The sequence below is a fragment of the Burkholderia alba genome (assembly GCF_034721475.1).
In the GTDB taxonomy this organism is placed as follows: domain Bacteria; phylum Pseudomonadota; class Gammaproteobacteria; order Burkholderiales; family Burkholderiaceae; genus Burkholderia; species Burkholderia alba.
In genome coordinates, this window is record NZ_JAWJWL010000017.1 from 118,819 (window position 1) to 137,375 (window position 18,557).

The 18,557-nt window shown below is 65.2% G+C and carries 20 protein-coding genes and 1 tRNA gene; 13 read left to right on the top strand and 8 right to left on the bottom strand.

Annotation, left to right across the window (positions count from 1 at the left end; translation table 11 throughout):
* The first annotated feature begins 52 nt into the window (after positions 1 to 52).
* Together ffh and RZR99_RS20115 are read left to right on the top strand one after the other, a co-directional pair.
* The gene (gene ffh / locus RZR99_RS20110; protein WP_323121528.1) at positions 53 to 1,420 is read left to right on the top strand and encodes a signal recognition particle protein; all 1,368 of its coding nucleotides are present in this window, start codon (positions 53 to 55) and stop codon (positions 1,418 to 1,420) included.
* 95 nt (positions 1,421 to 1,515) lie between these two features.
* Complete coding sequence (locus RZR99_RS20115; RefSeq protein WP_323121529.1) at positions 1,516 to 2,067, top strand: hypoxanthine-guanine phosphoribosyltransferase; 552 nt, start codon at positions 1,516 to 1,518, stop codon at positions 2,065 to 2,067.
* 100 nt (positions 2,068 to 2,167) lie between these two features.
* On the opposite strand, the gene RZR99_RS20120 is transcribed toward RZR99_RS20115, so the two are convergent.
* Positions 2,168 to 2,770: a MarC family protein gene (locus RZR99_RS20120; protein ID WP_323121530.1), complete on the bottom strand. Its 603-nt coding sequence runs from the start codon at positions 2,768 to 2,770 to the stop codon at positions 2,168 to 2,170.
* Between the two features lie 28 nt (positions 2,771 to 2,798).
* The gene (locus RZR99_RS20125) at positions 2,799 to 4,535 is read right to left on the bottom strand and encodes a proline--tRNA ligase (protein WP_323121531.1); all 1,737 of its coding nucleotides are present in this window, start codon (positions 4,533 to 4,535) and stop codon (positions 2,799 to 2,801) included.
* A 220-nt stretch (positions 4,536 to 4,755) separates the two neighbouring features.
* Here RZR99_RS20125 and RZR99_RS20130 point away from each other — a divergent pair, with 220 nt between their 5' ends.
* Both RZR99_RS20130 and RZR99_RS20135 read left to right on the top strand, forming a co-directional pair.
* The gene (locus RZR99_RS20130; protein ID WP_323121532.1) at positions 4,756 to 5,394 is read left to right on the top strand and encodes an RNA pyrophosphohydrolase; all 639 of its coding nucleotides are present in this window, start codon (positions 4,756 to 4,758) and stop codon (positions 5,392 to 5,394) included.
* A gap of 78 nt (positions 5,395 to 5,472) precedes the next feature.
* A complete protein-coding gene (locus RZR99_RS20135; protein WP_323121533.1) occupies positions 5,473 to 6,030 on the top strand; it encodes a CNP1-like family protein in 558 nt (185 codons plus the stop codon).
* 84 nt (positions 6,031 to 6,114) lie between these two features.
* Here the strand turns inward: RZR99_RS20135 and proB are convergent, their stop codons facing one another.
* From proB to rplU, 4 genes are all read right to left on the bottom strand, one after another.
* Complete coding sequence (proB, locus tag RZR99_RS20140) at positions 6,115 to 7,233, bottom strand: glutamate 5-kinase (RefSeq protein WP_323121534.1); 1,119 nt, start codon at positions 7,231 to 7,233, stop codon at positions 6,115 to 6,117.
* A 78-nt stretch (positions 7,234 to 7,311) separates the two neighbouring features.
* Positions 7,312 to 8,418 carry a GTPase ObgE gene (gene obgE, locus RZR99_RS20145; RefSeq protein ID WP_323121535.1) on the bottom strand — a complete coding sequence of 369 codons (1,107 nt, stop codon included), beginning with the start codon at positions 8,416 to 8,418 and terminating at the stop codon, positions 7,312 to 7,314.
* A gap of 164 nt (positions 8,419 to 8,582) precedes the next feature.
* Positions 8,583 to 8,846 carry a 50S ribosomal protein L27 gene (gene rpmA / locus RZR99_RS20150; protein ID WP_323121536.1) on the bottom strand — a complete coding sequence of 88 codons (264 nt, stop codon included), beginning with the start codon at positions 8,844 to 8,846 and terminating at the stop codon, positions 8,583 to 8,585.
* Positions 8,847 to 8,870: 24 nt separating this feature from the next.
* On the bottom strand, positions 8,871 to 9,182 hold the full coding sequence (gene rplU, locus RZR99_RS20155; RefSeq protein WP_111484783.1) for a 50S ribosomal protein L21: 312 nt from the start codon (positions 9,180 to 9,182) through the stop codon (positions 8,871 to 8,873).
* Positions 9,183 to 9,402: 220 nt separating this feature from the next.
* Here rplU and RZR99_RS20160 point away from each other — a divergent pair, with 220 nt between their 5' ends.
* The 9 genes from RZR99_RS20160 (at position 9,403) to RZR99_RS20200 (ending at position 17,200) form a co-directional block, all read left to right on the top strand.
* A complete protein-coding gene (locus RZR99_RS20160; RefSeq protein WP_323121537.1) occupies positions 9,403 to 10,395 on the top strand; it encodes a polyprenyl synthetase family protein in 993 nt (330 codons plus the stop codon).
* A gap of 30 nt (positions 10,396 to 10,425) precedes the next feature.
* Positions 10,426 to 10,502, top strand: a tRNA-Pro gene (locus tag RZR99_RS20165).
* Between the two features lie 156 nt (positions 10,503 to 10,658).
* Entirely contained in the window at positions 10,659 to 11,945 is a 1,287-nt protein-coding gene (locus RZR99_RS20170; RefSeq protein WP_323121538.1) for an HlyC/CorC family transporter, read from the top strand.
* Between the two features lie 94 nt (positions 11,946 to 12,039).
* Positions 12,040 to 13,287 carry a GspE/PulE family protein gene (locus RZR99_RS20175; protein WP_323121539.1) on the top strand — a complete coding sequence of 416 codons (1,248 nt, stop codon included), beginning with the start codon at positions 12,040 to 12,042 and terminating at the stop codon, positions 13,285 to 13,287.
* Positions 13,284 to 14,501 (top strand): type II secretion system F family protein, encoded by a 1,218-nt coding sequence (locus RZR99_RS20180; RefSeq protein ID WP_323121540.1) that lies wholly within the window; start codon positions 13,284 to 13,286, stop codon positions 14,499 to 14,501. Before RZR99_RS20175 ends, RZR99_RS20180 begins: the two co-directional genes overlap by 4 nt.
* Before the next feature lie 45 nt (positions 14,502 to 14,546).
* A complete protein-coding gene (locus RZR99_RS20185; protein WP_323121541.1) occupies positions 14,547 to 15,461 on the top strand; it encodes a prepilin peptidase in 915 nt (304 codons plus the stop codon).
* Between the two features lie 2 nt (positions 15,462 to 15,463).
* Entirely contained in the window at positions 15,464 to 16,072 is a 609-nt protein-coding gene (gene coaE, locus RZR99_RS20190; protein WP_323121542.1) for a dephospho-CoA kinase, read from the top strand.
* Positions 16,073 to 16,209: 137 nt separating this feature from the next.
* Entirely contained in the window at positions 16,210 to 16,965 is a 756-nt protein-coding gene (zapD, locus tag RZR99_RS20195; protein ID WP_323121543.1) for a cell division protein ZapD, read from the top strand.
* A gap of 31 nt (positions 16,966 to 16,996) precedes the next feature.
* Positions 16,997 to 17,200, top strand: coding sequence for a DNA gyrase inhibitor YacG (locus RZR99_RS20200; protein ID WP_323121544.1), 204 nt, complete (start codon positions 16,997 to 16,999; stop codon positions 17,198 to 17,200).
* 35 nt (positions 17,201 to 17,235) lie between these two features.
* Here RZR99_RS20200 and RZR99_RS20205 read toward each other — a convergent pair whose 3' ends face one another.
* Positions 17,236 to 17,673, bottom strand: a complete 438-nt coding sequence (locus RZR99_RS20205) for an NUDIX domain-containing protein (RefSeq protein WP_323121545.1) — start codon at positions 17,671 to 17,673, stop codon at positions 17,236 to 17,238.
* Entirely contained in the window at positions 17,670 to 18,539 is an 870-nt protein-coding gene (locus tag RZR99_RS20210) for an ATP-binding protein (protein ID WP_323121546.1), read from the bottom strand. Before RZR99_RS20210 ends, RZR99_RS20205 begins: the two co-directional genes overlap by 4 nt.
* Positions 18,540 to 18,557: the final 18 nt, after the last annotated feature.

Consider the following 18,557-nt stretch of genomic DNA (forward strand, 5'->3'; position numbering starts at 1 on the left):
GCTCGCATATTGCCCCGCTCGCGCCGTCGGGCCTCACTGTCCATCGCTCCCCATGCTCGACAATCTCACTCAACGGATGGCGCGCGTCGTCAAGACGCTGCGCGGCGAAGCCCGCCTCACCGAGGCGAACACCCAGGAGATGCTCCGCGAAGTGCGGCTCGCGCTCCTCGAAGCCGACGTCGCGCTGCCCGTCGTCCGCGAATTCATCGCGAAGGTCAAGGAAAAGGCGCTCGGCGAGGACGTGGTCGGCAGCCTGTCGCCAGGCCAGGCGCTTGTCGGCGTGGTCCAGAAGGAACTGACCGCCGTGATCGGCGGCGACTACGAAGGCAAGGCCGCCGAACTGAACCTCGCCGTCACGCCGCCCGCGATCATCCTGATGGCGGGCTTGCAGGGCGCGGGCAAGACCACCACGGTCGGCAAGCTCGCGAAGCTGCTGCGCGAGAAGTCCAAGAAGAAGGTGCTGACCGTCTCGTGCGACGTCTACCGCCCCGCCGCGATCGCGCAGCTGAAAACGGTGAGCGAACAGGTCGGCGCCGACTTCTTCCCGTCCGAGCCCGACCAGAAGCCCGTCGACATCGCCCGCGCGGCGCTCGACTGGGCGAAGCGCCACTATCATGACGTGCTGATCGTCGACACGGCGGGCCGCCTCGGCATCGACGAAGTGATGATGCAGGAAATCGCCGCGCTCCACAGCACGCTGAAGCCTGCCGAAACCCTGTTCGTCGTCGACGCGATGCTCGGCCAGGACGCCGTCAACACCGCGAAGGCGTTCAACGACGCGCTGCCGCTTACCGGCGTCGTGCTCACCAAGCTCGACGGCGATTCGCGCGGCGGCGCCGCGCTGTCCGTGCGGCACATCACCGGCAAGCCGATCAAGTTCGTCGGCGTCGCCGAAAAGCTCGACGGCCTCGAGATCTTCCATCCGGATCGGATGGCGAACCGGATCCTCGGGATGGGCGACATCCTCGCGCTGGTCGAGGAAGCGCAGCGCGGCGTCGACGTGCAAGCGGCGCAGAAGCTCGCCGACAAGGTCAAGAAAGGCGGCGATTTCGATCTGAACGACTTCCGCGCGCAGATTTCGCAAATGAAGAACATGGGCGGGCTGTCGTCGCTGATGGACAAGCTCCCGGCCCAGTTCCAGCAGGCGGCGTCCGGCGCCGACATGGGTCAGGCGGAAAAACAGATGCGCCGGATGGAGGGCATCATCAATTCGATGACCCCGACCGAGCGCGCGAAGCCCGAACTGATCAAGGCCACCCGCAAGCGCCGGATCGCCGCCGGCGCGGGCGTGCAGGTGCAGGAAGTGAACCGGATGCTGAACCAGTACGACCAGATGCGCACGATGATGAAGAAGCTGAAGGGCGGCAACCTGCAGAAAATGATGCGCGGCCTGAAGGGCATGATGCCCGGCATGCGCTAGGCGCGATCCGCGGCCGGGTGCGCGGGTTTATGCTATAGCGCGCGCCACCGCTTTTGTTTCATCCTTATTTGTACTCTGACTGCTCGCCAGAACTCATGAATCGAGAAGAAGCCCTCCACATTTTCAAACACTCGGAAGAGATCGTCTCCTCCGGCGAAGTCAACGCGTCGATCGGCAAGATGGCCACGGAGATTCGCGCGCAGATCGGAGAGGAATTCCCGCTCGTGCTGTCGGTCATGGGCGGCGCGGCAGTGTTCACCGGCATGCTGCTGCCGCACCTCGATTTCCCGCTCGAATTCGACTACATCCACCTGACCCGCTACCGCAACACCACGCAGGGCAGCCCGGAGATGCAGTGGCGTGTTGCGCCGCGCGAATCGGTCAAGGATCGCATCGTGCTCGTGCTCGACGACATCCTCGACGAAGGCGAAACGATGGCCGCGATTCGCGACCGGATCCTCGACATGGGCGCGAAGCGCTTCCTGTCGGCGGTGCTGTGCGAAAAGACGCTCGCCAAGACCAAGCCGCTGCACCCGGATTTCTGCGGGTTCGCGGTGCCGGACCGCTACGTGTTCGGCTGCGGGATGGACGCGAAGGGGTACTGGCGCAATCTGCCGACCATCCGTGCGCTGACGGCCGACGCGTAAGGCGCGGTCCCGCCCGGCCGATTCCGGCCGGCGCCCGATAAAAAAGCGGCTGCGCCATCCGGCGAGCCGCTTTTTTCATGCGCCGGCCGAATGCCGGAGTTCAGAGCTGGTGAGCGAACACCCGGATGCCCGCCAGCATCATCTCGACCGAAATCGCGACCAGCACGAGCCCCATCAGCCGCTCGAACGCCATCACGGTGCGCTCGCCGAGCCATTGCTGGATGCGCTCCGCGAGCACGAGCACGATCGCGCAGACAACCATCGTCACCGTCAGCGCACCGGCCCACTCGAGCGTCTTGCCGGGCGCCTGGGACGTCAGCAGCATCACCGTCGCGAGCGCGGACGGCCCCGCCAGCGCCGGGATCGCAAGGGGCACGATGAACGGCTCGCCGCCCGCGCGCGGATCGTTGCCGAGCGCGCCGTCCGGATGCGGAAAGATCATCCGGAGCGCGATCAGGAACAGCACGATCCCCCCGCCGATCCGCAGCGACAGGTCGGTGAGACTCATCATCCGCAGAAAACGGTCGCCGATCACCATGAAGAACAACAGGATCACGAACGCGATCGCCACCTCGCGGAGAATCAGCCGCACCCGCCGGCCGGCCGGCACGTCCCGCAACGCAGCGATGAACAGCGGAATATTGCCCAGCGGATCGGTAATCAGGATCAGCAACACCGTCGCCGACAGGAAGTTGTATTCCACCGTGCCTCCTGCCGCAACGGGTTGAGAGTCAGCGCGCGAGCGCCGCGCGCACCTTGTCGATCACCGTCGACGCGGCGGTATCCGCCGGCAGCAGCGCAGCCTCGGTGTCGCGCCGGCCCTGGTACTCGATCTTGCCGTCCTTCAGGCCGCGTTCGCCGATCACGAGGCGATGCGGCACGCCGATCAGTTCCCAGTCGGCGAACATCACGCCCGGGCGCTCGCCGCGATCGTCGAGGATCACGTCGATGCCGGCCGCCGACAGTTCCGCATAAACCTTGTCCGCCGTTTCGCGCACGCCGTCGCTGCGGTCGTAGCCCATCGGGCAGAGCACCACTTCGAACGGCGCGATCGCTTCCGGCCAGATGATGCCCTTGTCGTCGAAGTTCTGTTCGATCGCCGCGCCGAGAATCCGCGTGATGCCGATGCCGTAGCAGCCCATTTCCATCGGCTGCGGCTTGCCCGACTCGTCGAGGAAGGTCGAGCCCATCGCTTCCGAATACTTGGTGCCGAGCTGGAATACGTGGCCGACTTCGATGCCGCGGCAGATGTCGAGCACGCCCTTGCCGTCCGGCGACGGATCGCCCTTCTTCACGTTGCGGATATCGGCGACGACGGGTTCCGGCAGGTCGCGGCCCCAGTTGACGCCGGCGATGTGGTAGTCCACCTCGTTCGCGCCGACCACGAAATCGCTCATGTTCGCGACCGTGCGATCAGCGATCACCTTCACCGGCTTTTTCGTACCTACCGGTCCGAGGTAACCCGGCGGCGTGCCGAACCAGTCGACGATCTCCTGCTCCGTGGCGAAGCGATGGCCCGCCAGGCCCGGCTGCTTGCTCGCCTTGATCTCGTTCAAGTCGTGGTCGCCGCGCAGCATCAGCAGCCAGATGGTCGGCTCGGCGCCGTCGTTGTCCGTCGCGAGCACGATCGACTTGATCGTGCGCTCGAGCGGGATGCCGAGCAGTTCGGCCACCGCCTCGCACTTCGCCTTGCCGGGCGTCGCAACCTTTTCCATCGCCTCGACCGGAGCCGCGCGGCTCGCGACGAGCGGCAGCGCTTCGGCCGCTTCGACGTTCGCCGCGAAATCCGACGTCGGGCAGTAGGCGATCGCGTCTTCGCCGGTGTCGGCAATCACGTGGAATTCGTGCGAACCGCTGCCGCCGATCGAGCCGTTATCGGCCGCCACCGGACGGAATTCGAGGCCGATGCGGGTGAAGATCCGCACATAGGCGTCGTACATCTTCCGATACGACTCCTTCAGGCCCGCCGGATCCTTGTCGAACGAATACGCGTCTTTCATGATGAATTCGCGGCCGCGCATCACGCCGAAACGCGGGCGGATCTCGTCGCGGAATTTCGTCTGGATCTGGTAGAAATTCACCGGCATCTGCCGGTAGCTCTTGATCTGGTTGCGCGCGATGTCGGTGACCACTTCCTCGTGCGTCGGCCCGATCACGAAATCGTTCTGCTTGCGATCCTTGAAGCGCAGCAACTCGGGGCCGTACTGCTCCCAGCGGCCCGACTCCTGCCACAGCTCGGCCGGCTGCACGGCCGGCATCAGCAGTTCGATCGCGCCGGACCGGTTCATTTCTTCACGCACGATCGCCTCGACCTTGCGAATCGAACGCAGGCCGATCGGCAGGTAGTTGTAGATGCCGCCGGCGATGCGGCGGATCATGCCGGCGCGCACCATCAGCTTGTGACTGACGATCTCGGCGTCGGCGGGTGCTTCTTTCAGGGTGCCGATAAAGAAACGGGAAGCTTTCATGCGGACGGTTCCAAAAACGGCGGCTCAAAGCGAGCCGCCCGAAAAAGGCTAAAGGTGATTGAAGGCTGCGCGCGGCGAACGGCTGTGGCGCAGATGACATACCAGACAAATCGGGGACAGTTTAGTTGACGCACCCCGCCCGGATTCGCTCCGTTCCGGTGCGCGGCGCCCGTTATCTGTTTATAATCAAAGCAATTTTAAAGGATTCGAAGGTGGTTGTATGCTGGATCGTGAAGGCTTTCGCCCGAACGTCGGCATCATCCTCTTGAACGCGCGCAACGAGGTGTTTTGGGGCAAGCGGCTTCGCGAGCATTCCTGGCAGTTTCCTCAAGGGGGCATCAAGTATGGCGAAACCCCCGTGCAGGCGATGTACCGGGAGTTGCATGAGGAAACCGGGCTGCATCCGGAACACGTCAAGGTGATCGGTCGCACGCGCGACTGGTTGCGTTATGAGGTGCCTGACAAGTTCATCAAGCGCGAAGTGCGCGGCCATTATCGCGGCCAGAAACAGATCTGGTTCCTGCTGCGAATGGTCGGGCGCGATTGCGATATTTGCCTGCGCGCGACGGATCATCCGGAGTTCGATGCGTGGCGCTGGAACGAGTATTGGGTACCCCTCGACGCGGTGATCGAGTTCAAGCGGGATGTGTATCAGTTGGCGTTGACGGAATTGTCGCGTTTTCTGCGCCGCCCGGCGCAAAAAGCGGACAAGCCGCGCATGTCGCGCTATCCGCGCGTGGTGAGCATGCAGGTCACGGAAACGCTGACGATAGTCGACACATCGGTGGTCTGCTCCGACATCGAGGTGGAGTCGAGCACGCTCGACGAAGCCCCGCCTCGCGTGATCCTGCGCGACTGACGCGCAGGCGTCGATCGGATTGAACTGCATGACCGGGCGCGGCGCCAATGCCGCGCCCTTTTTTACGAGGTATGCATATTGAAAGCAACTGCTCTTGCCGCGGTGTCGATTGCCGCGGTTGCTGTTCTGGCGGGCTGCGCCCACTCGAACACGCCGTCCAACAAGGACGATAGCGCCTTCGTCTATCTGCTCGACCGTCAGCCCAACTGGACCGAGAACAAGGTCGACACCCTCCCGCCGCTGCCGCAAACGAGCGATCTGCTGCCGTTCAACGTATCGCAAAACACGCCACTCAAGTTCTTCGTCGACGCGAAGTCGCTCGATGTGGGCACCGACGGCGTGGTCCGTTACATCGTGGTGGTCACGAGCCCTTCCGGCGCGCGCAACGTGAACTACGAAGGGATCCGCTGCGACACCTACGAATGGCGCCAGTACGCAGGCCTCAACGCCGACCATGACGGCTGGGACCGCACGGTACAGAACGACTGGCAGCGCATCGAGAACGGCGAGCTGAACGCATACCACGCGGCGCTCTACCAGGATTACTTCTGCGCGAACAAGATGCCGGTCGGAAAAACGCAATCGATCGTCGAAAGCGTCCGCTATCACCGGACCCAGTTGAACCAGATCCGCTGATCCGGCCGAGCCGGCGTCACCCCATGAAAAAGCCCGCATGCCGCGGGCTTTTTGTCGATCGGCTCGCGTCATCGGACGCAAGCCTCATACCAGCACCAGGTTGTCGCGGTGAATCAACTCGGGTTCGAGCATGTAGCCCAATACCGCTTCGATCTCGCCGCTCGGCTTGCGCTGGATCAGCTTGGTTTCGGCGCTGCTGTAGTTGGTGAGCCCACGAGCGACTTCATGCCCCGTATCGTCGACGCAGGTGATCACCTCTCCGCGCGCGAACACGCCGTGCACGGCCACTACGCCGATCGGCAGCAGGCTCTTGCCGCCCGCCGTGAGCTTGTCGACCGCGCCCGCGTCGATCACGACGTGGCCGCGCACCTGCAGGTGATCCGCCATCCACTGCTTGCGCGCCGCCATTCGCGCGGTGCGCGCGATCAGTTGCGTGCCGATCGCCTCGCCGCCTGCGAGCCTCACCAGCACGTCGGCTTCGCGGCCGCTCGCGATCACCGTATTCGCGCCGCTGTGGGCGGCGCGCTTCGCCGCGAGGATCTTCGTCAGCATCCCACCGCGCCCCAGGCTCGAACCCGCGCCGCCCGCCATCGCTTCGAGTTCGGGCGCACCCGCATTCGCTTCGGCGACGAGCGTTGCCGCCGGATCCTTGCGCGGATCGGCTGTAAACAACCCGGACTGGTCGGTCAGGATGACCAGCGCATCGCCTTCGATCAGGTTCGCGACGAGCGCGCCCAACGTGTCGTTGTCGCCGAACTTGATTTCGTCGGTGACGACCGTGTCGTTCTCGTTGATGATCGGCACCACGCCGAGCCGCAGCAGCGTGAGCAGCGTCGAGCGCGCGTTCAGGTAGCGTTCGCGGTCGGCCAGATCGGCGTGGGTCAGCAAGATCTGCGCAGTACGAATGCCGTGCTCGGAAAAGCGGCTCTCGTACACCTGCGCGAGCCCCATCTGACCGACGGCCGCCGCCGCCTGCAGCTCGTCGATCTCCCGAGGCCGCTTGCTCCAGCCGAGGCGCTGCATCCCTTCCGCGATGGCGCCCGAGCTCACCAGCACGACTTCCTTGCCGCTGTCGCGCAACGCGGCGATCTGCGCCGCCCAGCGGCCGATCGCGGCATGATCGAGCCCGCGCCCGTCGTTGGTGACGAGGCTGGAACCCACCTTCACTACCAGTCGCTTCGAATCAGCGATGATCGAACGCATCGTGCGCGGTCTCCTTGGTGCGCGATTGAAATCGGTTGCGCCGGGCCGTGCCCCGACGCGAATCGTCGGAGCCGACGATCAGGAAGCGTCCGGGTCCGGCTTCGCGCCGGCGGGTGCGTCGCGGAAACGCACGTCCGACGCCAAGTCTTCCGCCTCCGCCGCGCGATGCGCGTCGGAGTGCTCGGACAGGTAGTCGTAGATCGCGTAGACGAGACTCTCGCAACCCTGCCCCGTCAGCGCGGAGATCTCGAACACCGGGCCTTTCCAGCCGAAACGCTTGATGAAATCGGCGACACGCGCCTTGCGCTCGTCTTCCGGCACCATGTCGAGCTTGTTCAGCACCAGCCAGCGCGGCTTGTCGTACAGCGCCTCGTCATACTTGCGCAGTTCGCCGACGATCGCCTTCGCCTCCGCGACCGGATCGACACTTTCATCGAACGGCGCCAGATCGACCAGATGCAGCAGCACGCCGGTACGCTGCAGGTGGCGCAGGAACTGGTGGCCGAGCCCCGCCCCTTCCGCCGCGCCTTCGATCAGGCCCGGAATATCGGCGATCACGAAGCTCTTGCTCGGACCGACGCGCACCACGCCGAGATTCGGCGCGAGCGTCGTGAACGGATAGTCGGCGATCTTCGGTTTCGCGTTCGACACCGACGAGATGAAGGTGGATTTGCCCGCGTTCGGCATGCCGAGCAGACCGACATCGGCCAGCACCTTCAACTCCAGTCGCAGCATCCGACGCTCGCCGGGCTTGCCTTCCGTCTTCTGGCGCGGCGCGCGGTTGGTACTCGACTTGAAATGCAGGTTGCCGAGGCCGCCCGAGCCGCCCTGCGCGACCAGCACGACCTGATCGTGCTCGGTCAGGTCGGCGATCAGCTCGCCGGTGTCCATGTCGTTGATGATCGTACCGACCGGCATGCGCAGCGTGATGTCGTCGCCGCCCTTGCCGTAGCAATCGGAGCCGCGGCCGTTTTCGCCGTTGCGCGCGAGATGTTTCTTCGCGTACCGGTAGTCGATCAGGGTATTGATGTTGCGATCCGCGATCGCGTAGACGCTGCCGCCACGGCCGCCGTCGCCGCCGTCCGGCCCGCCGAACGGAACGAATTTTTCGCGGCGCATCGACGCGCTGCCATCGCCTCCGTCGCCGGCGATGACTTCGATTCGCGCTTCGTCAATGAACTTCATTCGCTACTCCGCCCAGTAATTCCCAATATTGTGCCGCGAGCCGCCTCGGTTGACCAATCGGCCATCCGGCCAACGGTCCCTATTTTCATCGGGCGGCAAAAATAAAAAAGGCCCCGCTCATGCTGCGGGGCCTTTCCGGCTACGAAGCCCGTGCTTGCCTGAACTCAGGCGGCAGCCGGGACGACGTTGACCGTGTGCTTCTTGTCGGCGCCTTTGGTCGCGAACTTCACGTGACCGTCGACCAGTGCGAACAGCGTGTGGTCCTTGCCCATGCCGACGTTATCGCCCGCATGCATGCGCGTACCGCGTTGACGCACGATGATGCCGCCGGCGTTGATTGCCTGGCCGCCGTACACTTTGACGCCGAGGCGCTTCGACTCGGAGTCGCGGCCGTTCCGGGAAGAGCCGCCTGCTTTTTTGTGTGCCATCTGTTTGCTCCTTGCCCGAGGCGCTTACGCGTTGATCGCGTCGATGCGCAACTCGGTGTAGTTCTGGCGGTGGCCAGCGTGCTTTTGGTAGTGCTTCCGGCGACGCATCTTGAAGATGGTGACCTTGGCATGACGACCGTGCGACACGACGGTAGCCTTGACGGAAGCCCCACTGACCAGCGGCGTACCGAACTTAATCGATTCGCCTTCGCCCACTGCGAGAACCTGGTCGAGCGTGATTTCAGCGTCAATGTCTGCCGGTATCTGTTCTACTTTCAATTTTTCGCCAACGGCAACCTTATACTGCTTGCCGCCGGTTTTTATGACCGCGTACATTGAGAACCTCACTCTGGATCTATTTTTCCATGCACCACGCACGGAAAACGCGTGATTATACAGAGAGTTAGCACCTCCGTCAAAACCGATTGACTTCCCGAAACGAAACACGGTAAACCGGCCTCGTCCAATCGGCCAAAAACGCGCGGATGCGCTGCGCGACAGCCCGGCGATCGGGCGATTCGCCTTATAATCCGCGGCACTACCCATTTCCATCATCATGTCGTCGACTGCCACCCCTCCCCTCAGCGCCGCCCATCTGCTCGCTCCGATCGCCAACGACATGGAGCAGGTGAATCGCGTCATCCGGCAAAGCCTCTCGTCCGACGTGCTGCTGATCAATCAGATCGCCGAATACATCATCGGCGCCGGTGGCAAGCGCCTGCGGCCGGCGTTGCTCCTGCTCGTCGCCGGCGCGCTCGGCGAAAACACGAATCAGCGCCATACGCTCGCGGCAGTGGTCGAGTTCATCCATACCGCGACGCTGCTGCACGACGACGTCGTCGACGAATCCGAGCTGCGGCGCGGCCGCAAGACCGCGAACGCGCTGTTCGGCAACGCGGCGAGCGTGCTGGTGGGCGATTACCTCTATTCGCGCTCGTTCGAGATGATGGTCGGCGTCGGCAAGATGCGCATCATGGAAATCCTGTCGGAAGCCACGACGATCATTTCCGAAGGCGAAGTGCTGCAGTTGCTGAACATGCACGATGCAGATGTCGACGAAACCCGCTATATGCAGGTGATCCGCTACAAGACAGCGAAGCTGTTCGAGGCCTCCGCACGGCTCGGGGCGGTGCTCGCGGGCGCCGATGCGCCGACGGAAGCCGCCGCCGCCGAATACGGCCGCCGTATCGGTACCGCCTTCCAGATCATGGACGACTGGCTCGACTACGCGGGCACCGCGGAATCCATGGGCAAGAACGCCGGCGACGATCTGCGCGAAGGCAAGCCGACCCTGCCGCTGATCTATCTGATCGAGCGAGGCACGCCGGAACAGGCCGTGCTGGCGCGCGAAGCGATCGAACAGGGCGGCACCGATCGCTTCGATACGATCTTCGACGCAATCACGCGCTCGGGTGCGCTCGATCACACGCTGGAATGCGCTCGCCAGGAAGCTCAGGCAGCGGCGTCAGCAATTTCTTCATTTCCCGATTCCATTTACAAAGAAAGCCTGCTAGAATTATGCTCTTACTCGACGTCACGGCAGTCTTGAACGAGACTGAAGCGACGAAAGAGTCCAAATCGGGGTGTAGCTTAGCCTGGTAGAGCGCTACGTTCGGGACGTAGAGGCCGGAGGTTCGAATCCTCTCACCCCGACCAGATTTGCAGAAAACCGCGCACACGTTGCGCGGTTTTTTTTTACACGGCGAACGCGCGAGGCCCGGCCGGCAAGCATTGCGGCCCGTCACACAATCCAGGCCTGCCCCTCTGCTATAGTCTTTTTCATTCCTGTCATTCACTGCCCTTTTCTGACGCGTGGACCAAATTCCCTTATGGGCGCAAATCAGCGCCGTCTTCCTGCTTCTCCTCTGCTCCAGCTTCTTCTCCATTTCTGAAACCGCGATGATGGCGCTCAACCGCCATCGGCTCAAACACCTCGCGAATCAGGGCGCGCTCGGCGCCAAGACGACGCAGGGACTCCTGTCGCGGACCGACCAGTTGCTGAGCGTGGTCCTGATCGGCAACAACCTGTTCAACACGATCATCCCGGTCCTGACCACGTCGATCGCGCTGCATACGTTCGGCCACGACAATTTCGTGCTGTCGATCGCCACCGGCATCGTCGCGTTCCTGATCATCGTGTTCGCGGAAATCACGCCGAAGATCGTCGGCGCGACCTTTCCCGAGCGCATCGCGCTACCGGCCAGCCTCGTCATCGCGCCACTCATGCGGGTGTTGATGCCGCTCGTCTGGTTCGTCAACGCGCTCGCCGGCGCGATCCTGTCGGTACTGCACATCAACACGAAGGCCGGCCGCGACCAGCGACTGTCGACCGAAGAGCTGCGCACGGTCGTGCTCGAATCGAGCAGCTTCATGCCGACCAAGCACCGCAGCATCCTGCTGAACCTGTTCGACCTCGAGAACATCACCGTCGACGACGTGATGATTCCGCGTCGCCAGATCGAGTCGCTGAACTTCTTCGCGCCGCTCGACGACATCCTGCACCAGCTCGAGACCTGCTATCACAACCGGCTCGTCGTCTATCAGGGCGACATCGACCAGGTGCTCGGCGTGCTGCATGTCCGCAAGACGCTGACCGCGCTGCACAACCAGGATTTCGACCGGGAAACGCTGCGGGAACTGCTGACCGAACCGTACTACGTACCGTCCGGAACGCCGGTGTTCCAGCAGCTGCAGTACTTCCAGGAGAGCCGCCAGCGCACCGCGCTCGTCGTCAACGAATACGGCGAATTGCAGGGTCTCGTCACGCCGGAGGACATCATCGAGGAACTGATCGGCGAATTCACGACGACGATGCCGCGCAGCGAAGGGTCGAAGAACGGCGGCTGGAACGACGACGGCGAATGCATCGTCGCGGGCAGCATGCCGCTGCGCGAACTGAACCGCTGGCTGCACCTGACCCTGCCGACCGACGGTCCGAAGACGCTCAACGGGCTGATCCTCGAAGTCCTGGAGGACATTCCCGACGGCGACGTATGCATGAAGATCGGCGACGTGATGCTCGAAGTGATGCGCAGCGACGATCAGGCGGTGCGCACCGTCAAGCTGTTCAGGCCACGTAGCCCGCGCGCCGGCCGCTGATCCCGCGTTGACCGAACGGCCGACTGCCGGCCGACGCGCCATCGCGCGATGATCCTGCTTCGTGCTCAAGCAGGCGGCCGAAAGGCCGGATCCGATGTCGCCCTCTTCCCTCTCGCCGCCCACCTGGCCGGCCACGTCCGATTCCCTCCCGCTGGCGGTCCCACCGGCCGACGATGCGCCGGCCGTCGAGCTCCTGGCCGATACGCTGCGGGCCGCGCACCGGCGCAACGCGTCCGACATTCACGTCGAGCCGTCCGAACATGCGTGGCGCGTGCGGCTACGCATCGACGGCGTGCTGCACGAATTCGCGCGGCCGCCGGCTCACCTTCGCGACGCCGTCGTCACCCGCATCAAGGTACTCGCGCGCATGGACATCGCCGAACGCCGCGTGCCGCAGGACGGACGCCTGCGGCTCGCCCTCGCGCCGGGTCTCGACGGCGACTACCGGGTCAGTTCGCTGCCGACACTGCACGGCGAAAAGCTCGTGCTGCGCCGCCTCGACGCCTTGCCCGCCGGGTTGTCGCTGTCGATGCTCGGTCTCGACGCGCCGCAAACGCACTCGGTCGAAGCGGCGCTCGATGCGCCGCACGGCCTCGTACTCGTCACCGGGCCTACCGGCAGCGGCAAGACCCTGTCGCTGTACTGTTTCCTGCAACGGCTCAACGAGGTCGCGCGCAATTTATGCACCGTCGAGGATCCTGCGGAGATCCAGCTCGACGGCCTTACCCAGGTCGGGGTGCGCGACAAGGCCGGGCTGACGTTCGCGGTCGCGCTGCGCGCACTGCTCCGCCAGGACCCGGACATCATCATGGTCGGCGAGATCCGTGATGCGGAAACCGCCGATGTCGCGCTGAAAGCCGCGCAAACCGGCCACCTCGTACTGTCGACACTGCACACGAACGATGCGCCGGCCGCGATCACCCGCCTGATCGACATCGGCGTCGCACCGTACCAGCTCGCCGCCGCGCTACGGCTCGTGACCGCTCAGCGCCTTGTCAGGCGGCTCTGCGCAGCGTGCCGCGCACCGTCTGCCGCGCCGCTCGCCGCGCTGCGCGACGCGGGCCTCGACCTCGCCGCGCTGCAGGCCGGCTGGCGCCCGTTCGACGCCATCGGATGCAGCAGGTGCCACGGCATCGGATACCGGGGACGCATCGGCATCCATCAGGTCATGACGCTGTCCGGCGCGTTGCGCACGCTGATCGTTGCCCGGGCGAGCCACGATGCTCTGGCCGAACAAGCCGGCCGCGACGGCATGGCGACGCTGCACGCCGCCGCGCTCGCGCGTGTGGCCGACGGCTCGACCAGCCTGGGCGAAGCACTCGCGGCAACGGGCACGAGATGAACCCGCGCGCATTGCCGCCCGCCCCGGAAATCCGTTTCGGCTGGACGGGCCTGACCGCCACCGGCGAACGGCGGCGCGGCACGGTCATCGCCGTCACGCCGGCAGCGGCGCGCACCGCCCTCAAGCGCACCGGTCTCATCGTCCTGAGCGTCGACGCCCGCGGCGCGGCGCCCCGGCCTTCGGCCCGCGCGCCCGAGATCACCCGCTTTACCCGGCAACTGGCGGGACTCCTGAACGCCGGGCTCCCGCTCGCGCCGTCGCTCGACCTGCTCGCGCAAGGGTCCGGCCGCGGCGAAATGCCGCGCATCGCGGCGGGGCTCGCCCGCGACATCGTCGCCGGGCATCCGCTCTCTACCGCGCTACGCCGCTACCCTCGGCAATTCCCGTCGCTCTATCGGCAGTTGGTCCTGGTCGGCGAACACTCGGGCACGCTCGCGGGCGTGCTGGCGCGCGTTGCCGACGACCGCGAACGCTCGGCCGCTCAGCACGCCAGAGTGCGCGCGGCGCTCACGTATCCGGTCGCCGTCCTGCTGTTCGCGCTCGCCATCACCGCGGCGCTGCTGCTGTGGGTCGTACCGACTTTCGAGCAGATCTTCGACAGCTTCGGCGCGGCGCTGCCCGCGCCGACCCGCTTCATCCTGACGCTGTCGAAACAGTTGACGCGCTGGAGCATCCCGGCCGCCTTGCTGGCGACGAGCGCATGCGCCGTTGCGCACCATGCCGTGCGGCGCTCCGATGTCGCGCGGCTCGCGTTCAGCCGCCGCCTGCTGCGCGCGCCGCTCGCGGGGCCGCTGCTGCGCACGCTTGCGGCTGCGCGCTGGAGCCGTGCGCTCGGCACGCTGCTCGCCGCCGGCACGCCGCTAGTCGATGCGTTCGCATCGCTCGCGAACGCAACCGGCAATGCAGTGTTCGACCGCGCGACGGCCGACATCACCGGGCGCCTGCATCGCGGCGAGCGGCTCGCAAGCGCGATGCGCGCGACGGGCTGCTTTCCCGACGACGTCGTCCAGCCGATCGGCGTGGCCGAGGAAGCAGGGACGCTGGACGCGATGCTCGTCGACATCGCCGCGCTGTGCGACAGTCAGGTCGACGAGCGGATCGGCACGCTGGCAAGCGTCTGCGAGCCGGTCGTCATCGTCGTGCTGGGCGCACTGGTCGGCGCGCTCGTCACCGCGATGTATCTGCCGATCGTCCAGCTCGGCAACGTGGTGTAGCATCGCAGCCGAATCTGTCTCCTATTTGCCATGCCCATTTCATCGATGACGCCCTATTCGACCTACGCCGATCCGTTCGCCCACGCCAGCAGCGGACCGCTGGCCGTCTTCGCGGCATTGCCGGCGGGCGCGCAGTTTGCGTTCGCGATCGTCTTCGGGCTCGTGATCGGCAGCTTCATCAACGTCGTCGCCCATCGGCTGCCGATCATGATGAAGCGCGCATGGCAGGCGGAAGTCAGCGAGGCGACCGGCCATCCGGCCGAGGACGGCAACGGCCTGCCCGCCCGCTACAATCTGTGGGTGCCGCGCAGCGCGTGCCCGCACTGCGGCCACGTCCTGCGCGCGTGGGAAAACCTGCCGGTCCTCAGCTACGTCGCGCTGCGCGGCCGCTGCGGCAGTTGCCGCGCGCCGATCGGACTGCGCTATCCGCTGATCGAACTCGCGAGCGGCGTGCTGGCCGCCACCGCGCTCGCGCTGTTCGGACCCGGCGTCGCGGCGCTTGCCGCATTCGGCCTGTGCGCGACCCTGCTCGCGATGAGCGCTATCGATATCCAGACCGGCTTTCTGCCCGACTCGCTGACGCTGCCGCTGCTGTGGGCGGGCCTTGCCGTCAATCTGTGGGATACGTTCGCGAGCCTTCAGGCGGCCGTCGTCGGCGCGATCGCCGGCTATCTGTTCCTGTGGTGCATCTTCTGGCTGTTCAAATGGTTGCGCGGCATCGAAGGCATCGGCTACGGCGATCTGAAGCTGCTCGCCGCGCTCGGCGCTTGGCTCGGCTGGGAAGCGCTGCCGCAGGTCGTGCTGATCGCCGCCGTGGCGGGCGCGGTCGTCGGTCTCGTCGCCACTTGGCGCGGCCGGATGCGCTTCGAGGAACCATTGCCGTTCGGTCCGTTCCTGGCGGTGGGCGGCGCGGCGACGCTGTTCTTCGGCACCCCCTTCTATCTGCTGCTCGGAGGCTGACCATGTATTCAGTGGGATTGACGGGCGGCATCGGCAGCGGAAAAACGACCGTCGCCGACCTGCTCGGCGGACACGGCGCCTCGCTCGTCGATACCGACCTGATCGCGCACCGCATCACCGCGCCGCAAGGGCTCGCGATGCCGCGCATCGCGGGGGAGTTCGGCCCGGATTTCATCGCGCCGGACGGCGCACTCGATCGGGCGAAGATGCGGGCACTGATTTTCAGCGACGAAGCGGCCCGCCGCCGGCTCGAGGCCATCACCCATCCGCTGATCCGCGAGGAAACCGAGCGCGAGGCCCGTGCCGCGCGCGGCGCGTATCTCGTCTTCGTCGTCCCGCTGCTGGTCGAGTCCGGCAGTTGGAAAGCGCGCGTCGATCGGGTGCTCGTCGTCGATTGCTCAGTCGAGACCCAGATCGCCCGCGTGATGCAACGCAACGGTTTCCCGCGCGTACAGGTCGAAGCGATCATCGCGAAGCAGGCGTCGCGCGCGGCACGGCTCGCCGCGGCCGACGACGTGATCGTCAACGACGATGTCCGTCACGAGCAGCTTGCCGCCGAGGTAGACGCGCTTCACCGCCGCTATCTGGCGTACGCCGCCTTATCAAACTGACGCGGCTGTCAGCCGGCGCGCGTGCTTTCGCGGCACACGCTCATGCGGCCCGAAATGGCGTGATTGCTAGGGTAGACAGTGAGCATTAGAATGTCCTGCAATTCAGTCATCCCCCCCACCGCGAGAGGCGAGCGCGCTTGATCCTTTACGAGTATCCGTTCAACGAACGAATCCGCACGCTGTTGCGCCTCGAAGATTTGTTCGAGCGCTTCGCGTTCTTCCTGGCTCAAGAGGACGCGAGAGAGCATCATGTCGCGCTGACTACGCTGTTCGAAATTGCCGAAGTCGCGGGCCGCGCGGATCTGAAATCGGATCTGATGAAGGAACTCGAACGCCAGCGGCAAACGCTCACGCCGTTCCGCGGCAATCCCGGCATCGAACAGCATGCGCTGGAGGTCGTGCTGGGCGAAATCGAGCAGACGCTCGCCAATCTCGCACAGATGCAGGGCAAAACCGGCCAGCATCTGACCGACAACGAATGGCTCGCCAGCATCCGCAGCCGGGCCGTCATTCCCGGCGGCACCTGCAAGTTCGACCTGCCGTCCTATTATGCGTGGCAGCAATGGCCGGCAGAGCAGCGCCGCCACGACATCGCGAAATGGGCGATGCCGCTGCTGCCGTTGCGCGACGCCGCCATGATCGTGCTGCGCCTCGCGCGCGAATCCGGTCAGGCGTCCAAGGTGATGGCGATGCAGGGCAGCTATCAGCAGATGCTGTCCGGGCGCACCTACCAACTGATGCAGGTGCGGGTTTCGCCCGAACTGCGCGTGATCCCCGAGGCCAGCGCGAACAAGTACATGCTGTGGGTCCGTTTCACCGTGCAGGATGGCGACGTGCGGCCACGCGCGGTCGACATCGACGTGCCGTTCCAACTCACGCTTTGCAATCTGTAACGGCATCACGCCGAACCGACTATTTTCCCGTATGGCTACTGTTGTGAAATGTCCGTCCTGCGGCAAGGACGTGCGCTGGACACCCGAAAATCGGTTCCGTCCGTTCTGTTCCGCCCGCTGCAAGCAGATCGATCTCGGCGCCTGGGCCGCCGAGAAGTACCGGATCGGCGGAACCGACGACCAGCCGTCGTCCGAGGAAGATCCGCTGTCCGGCCGCGACGACCGGCACAACTGAACTCCGCCGCGTTGCACGGCGGAGTGTGAAGTACGTTACTGCTGCGCTTCGTCCCGCGCGAGCAGCTCGAGCACCGGCAGGGCCGCCGGCAGCAACGGCGCGACGTCGACCGGCAGGTGCTGCCAGACGAACGCCTGCCCCTCGCGGCTATGCGGCTCGCCCGTCCAGCCCGTCACCTTGCAGAAATAGAGCCGCACATACGCGTGCGGATAATCGTGCTCGAGCGTATGCCACCGATGGCTGTCGGTCACGACGATGCCCAGTTCCTCGTGCAGCTCGCGCGCGAGCGCGGCCTCGACGCTCTCGCCCGCCTCCAGCTTGCCGCCCGGGAATTCCCAATAGCCTTCGTACGGTTTTCCCTTGAGCCGCTGTGCGAGCAGATAACGGCCGTCCGGCTGCACCAGCACACCGACCGCGACTTCCGTCACCTTCCGCCCCGCCGCCGGGGTTCCGTTCGATACATCCGCGCTCATGCGTTCTCCTTTTTGCCCGACCGGTCGCGGGCGAACTGCCAGGCCACCCGGCCCGAACGCGAACCGCGCTCCAGCGCCCAGACGAGCGCATCGCCGCGCGCCGCTTCGATTTCGGCGTCGTCGCAGCCGAAATGCCGGAGCCAGTGGCCGACGATCGCCAGGTAATCGTCCTGCTTGAACGGATAGAAGCTCACCCAGAGGCCGAAGCGCTCGGACAGCGAAATCTTCTCCTCGACCACCTCGCCCGGATGGATCTCGCCGTCGGGCAGATGCTTGTACGTCTCGTTGTCGCTCATGTACTCGGGGAGCAGATGGCGGCGGTTCGACGTCGCATAGATGATCACGTTGTCGGACTGCGCGGCCACCGAGCCGTCGAGCGCGACCTTGAGCGCCTTGTAGCCCGACTCGCCCTCCTCGAACGACAGGTCGTCGCAGAACACGATGAAACGCTCCGGGCGCTGCGAGATCAGGTCGACGATGTCGCCGAGATCGTGAAGATCGTCCTTGTCGACCTCGATCAGGCGCAACCCGTCCTTCGCATACGCATTGAGGCACGCCTTGATCAGCGACGACTTGCCGGTGCCGCGGGCGCCCGTCAGCAATACATTGTTCGCCGGCTTCTTCTGCACGAACTGACGCGTGTTCTGTTCGATCAGACCCTTCTGACGATCGATGTTCTGCAGATCGCCGAGCGAGATGGTCGACACGGCGGACACCGGCTGCAGATAGCCGCGCCCCTGGCGCTTGCGCCAGCGAAACGCGTGGGCTGCCGCCCAGTCGACCGCCGCGGGCGGCGGCGGCAACATCGCCTCGAGCCGTCCGAGCAACGCGTCCGCGCGGGTGAGGAATTGTTCGAGCTTATCCATGCTTTCGACCTCGCAGCG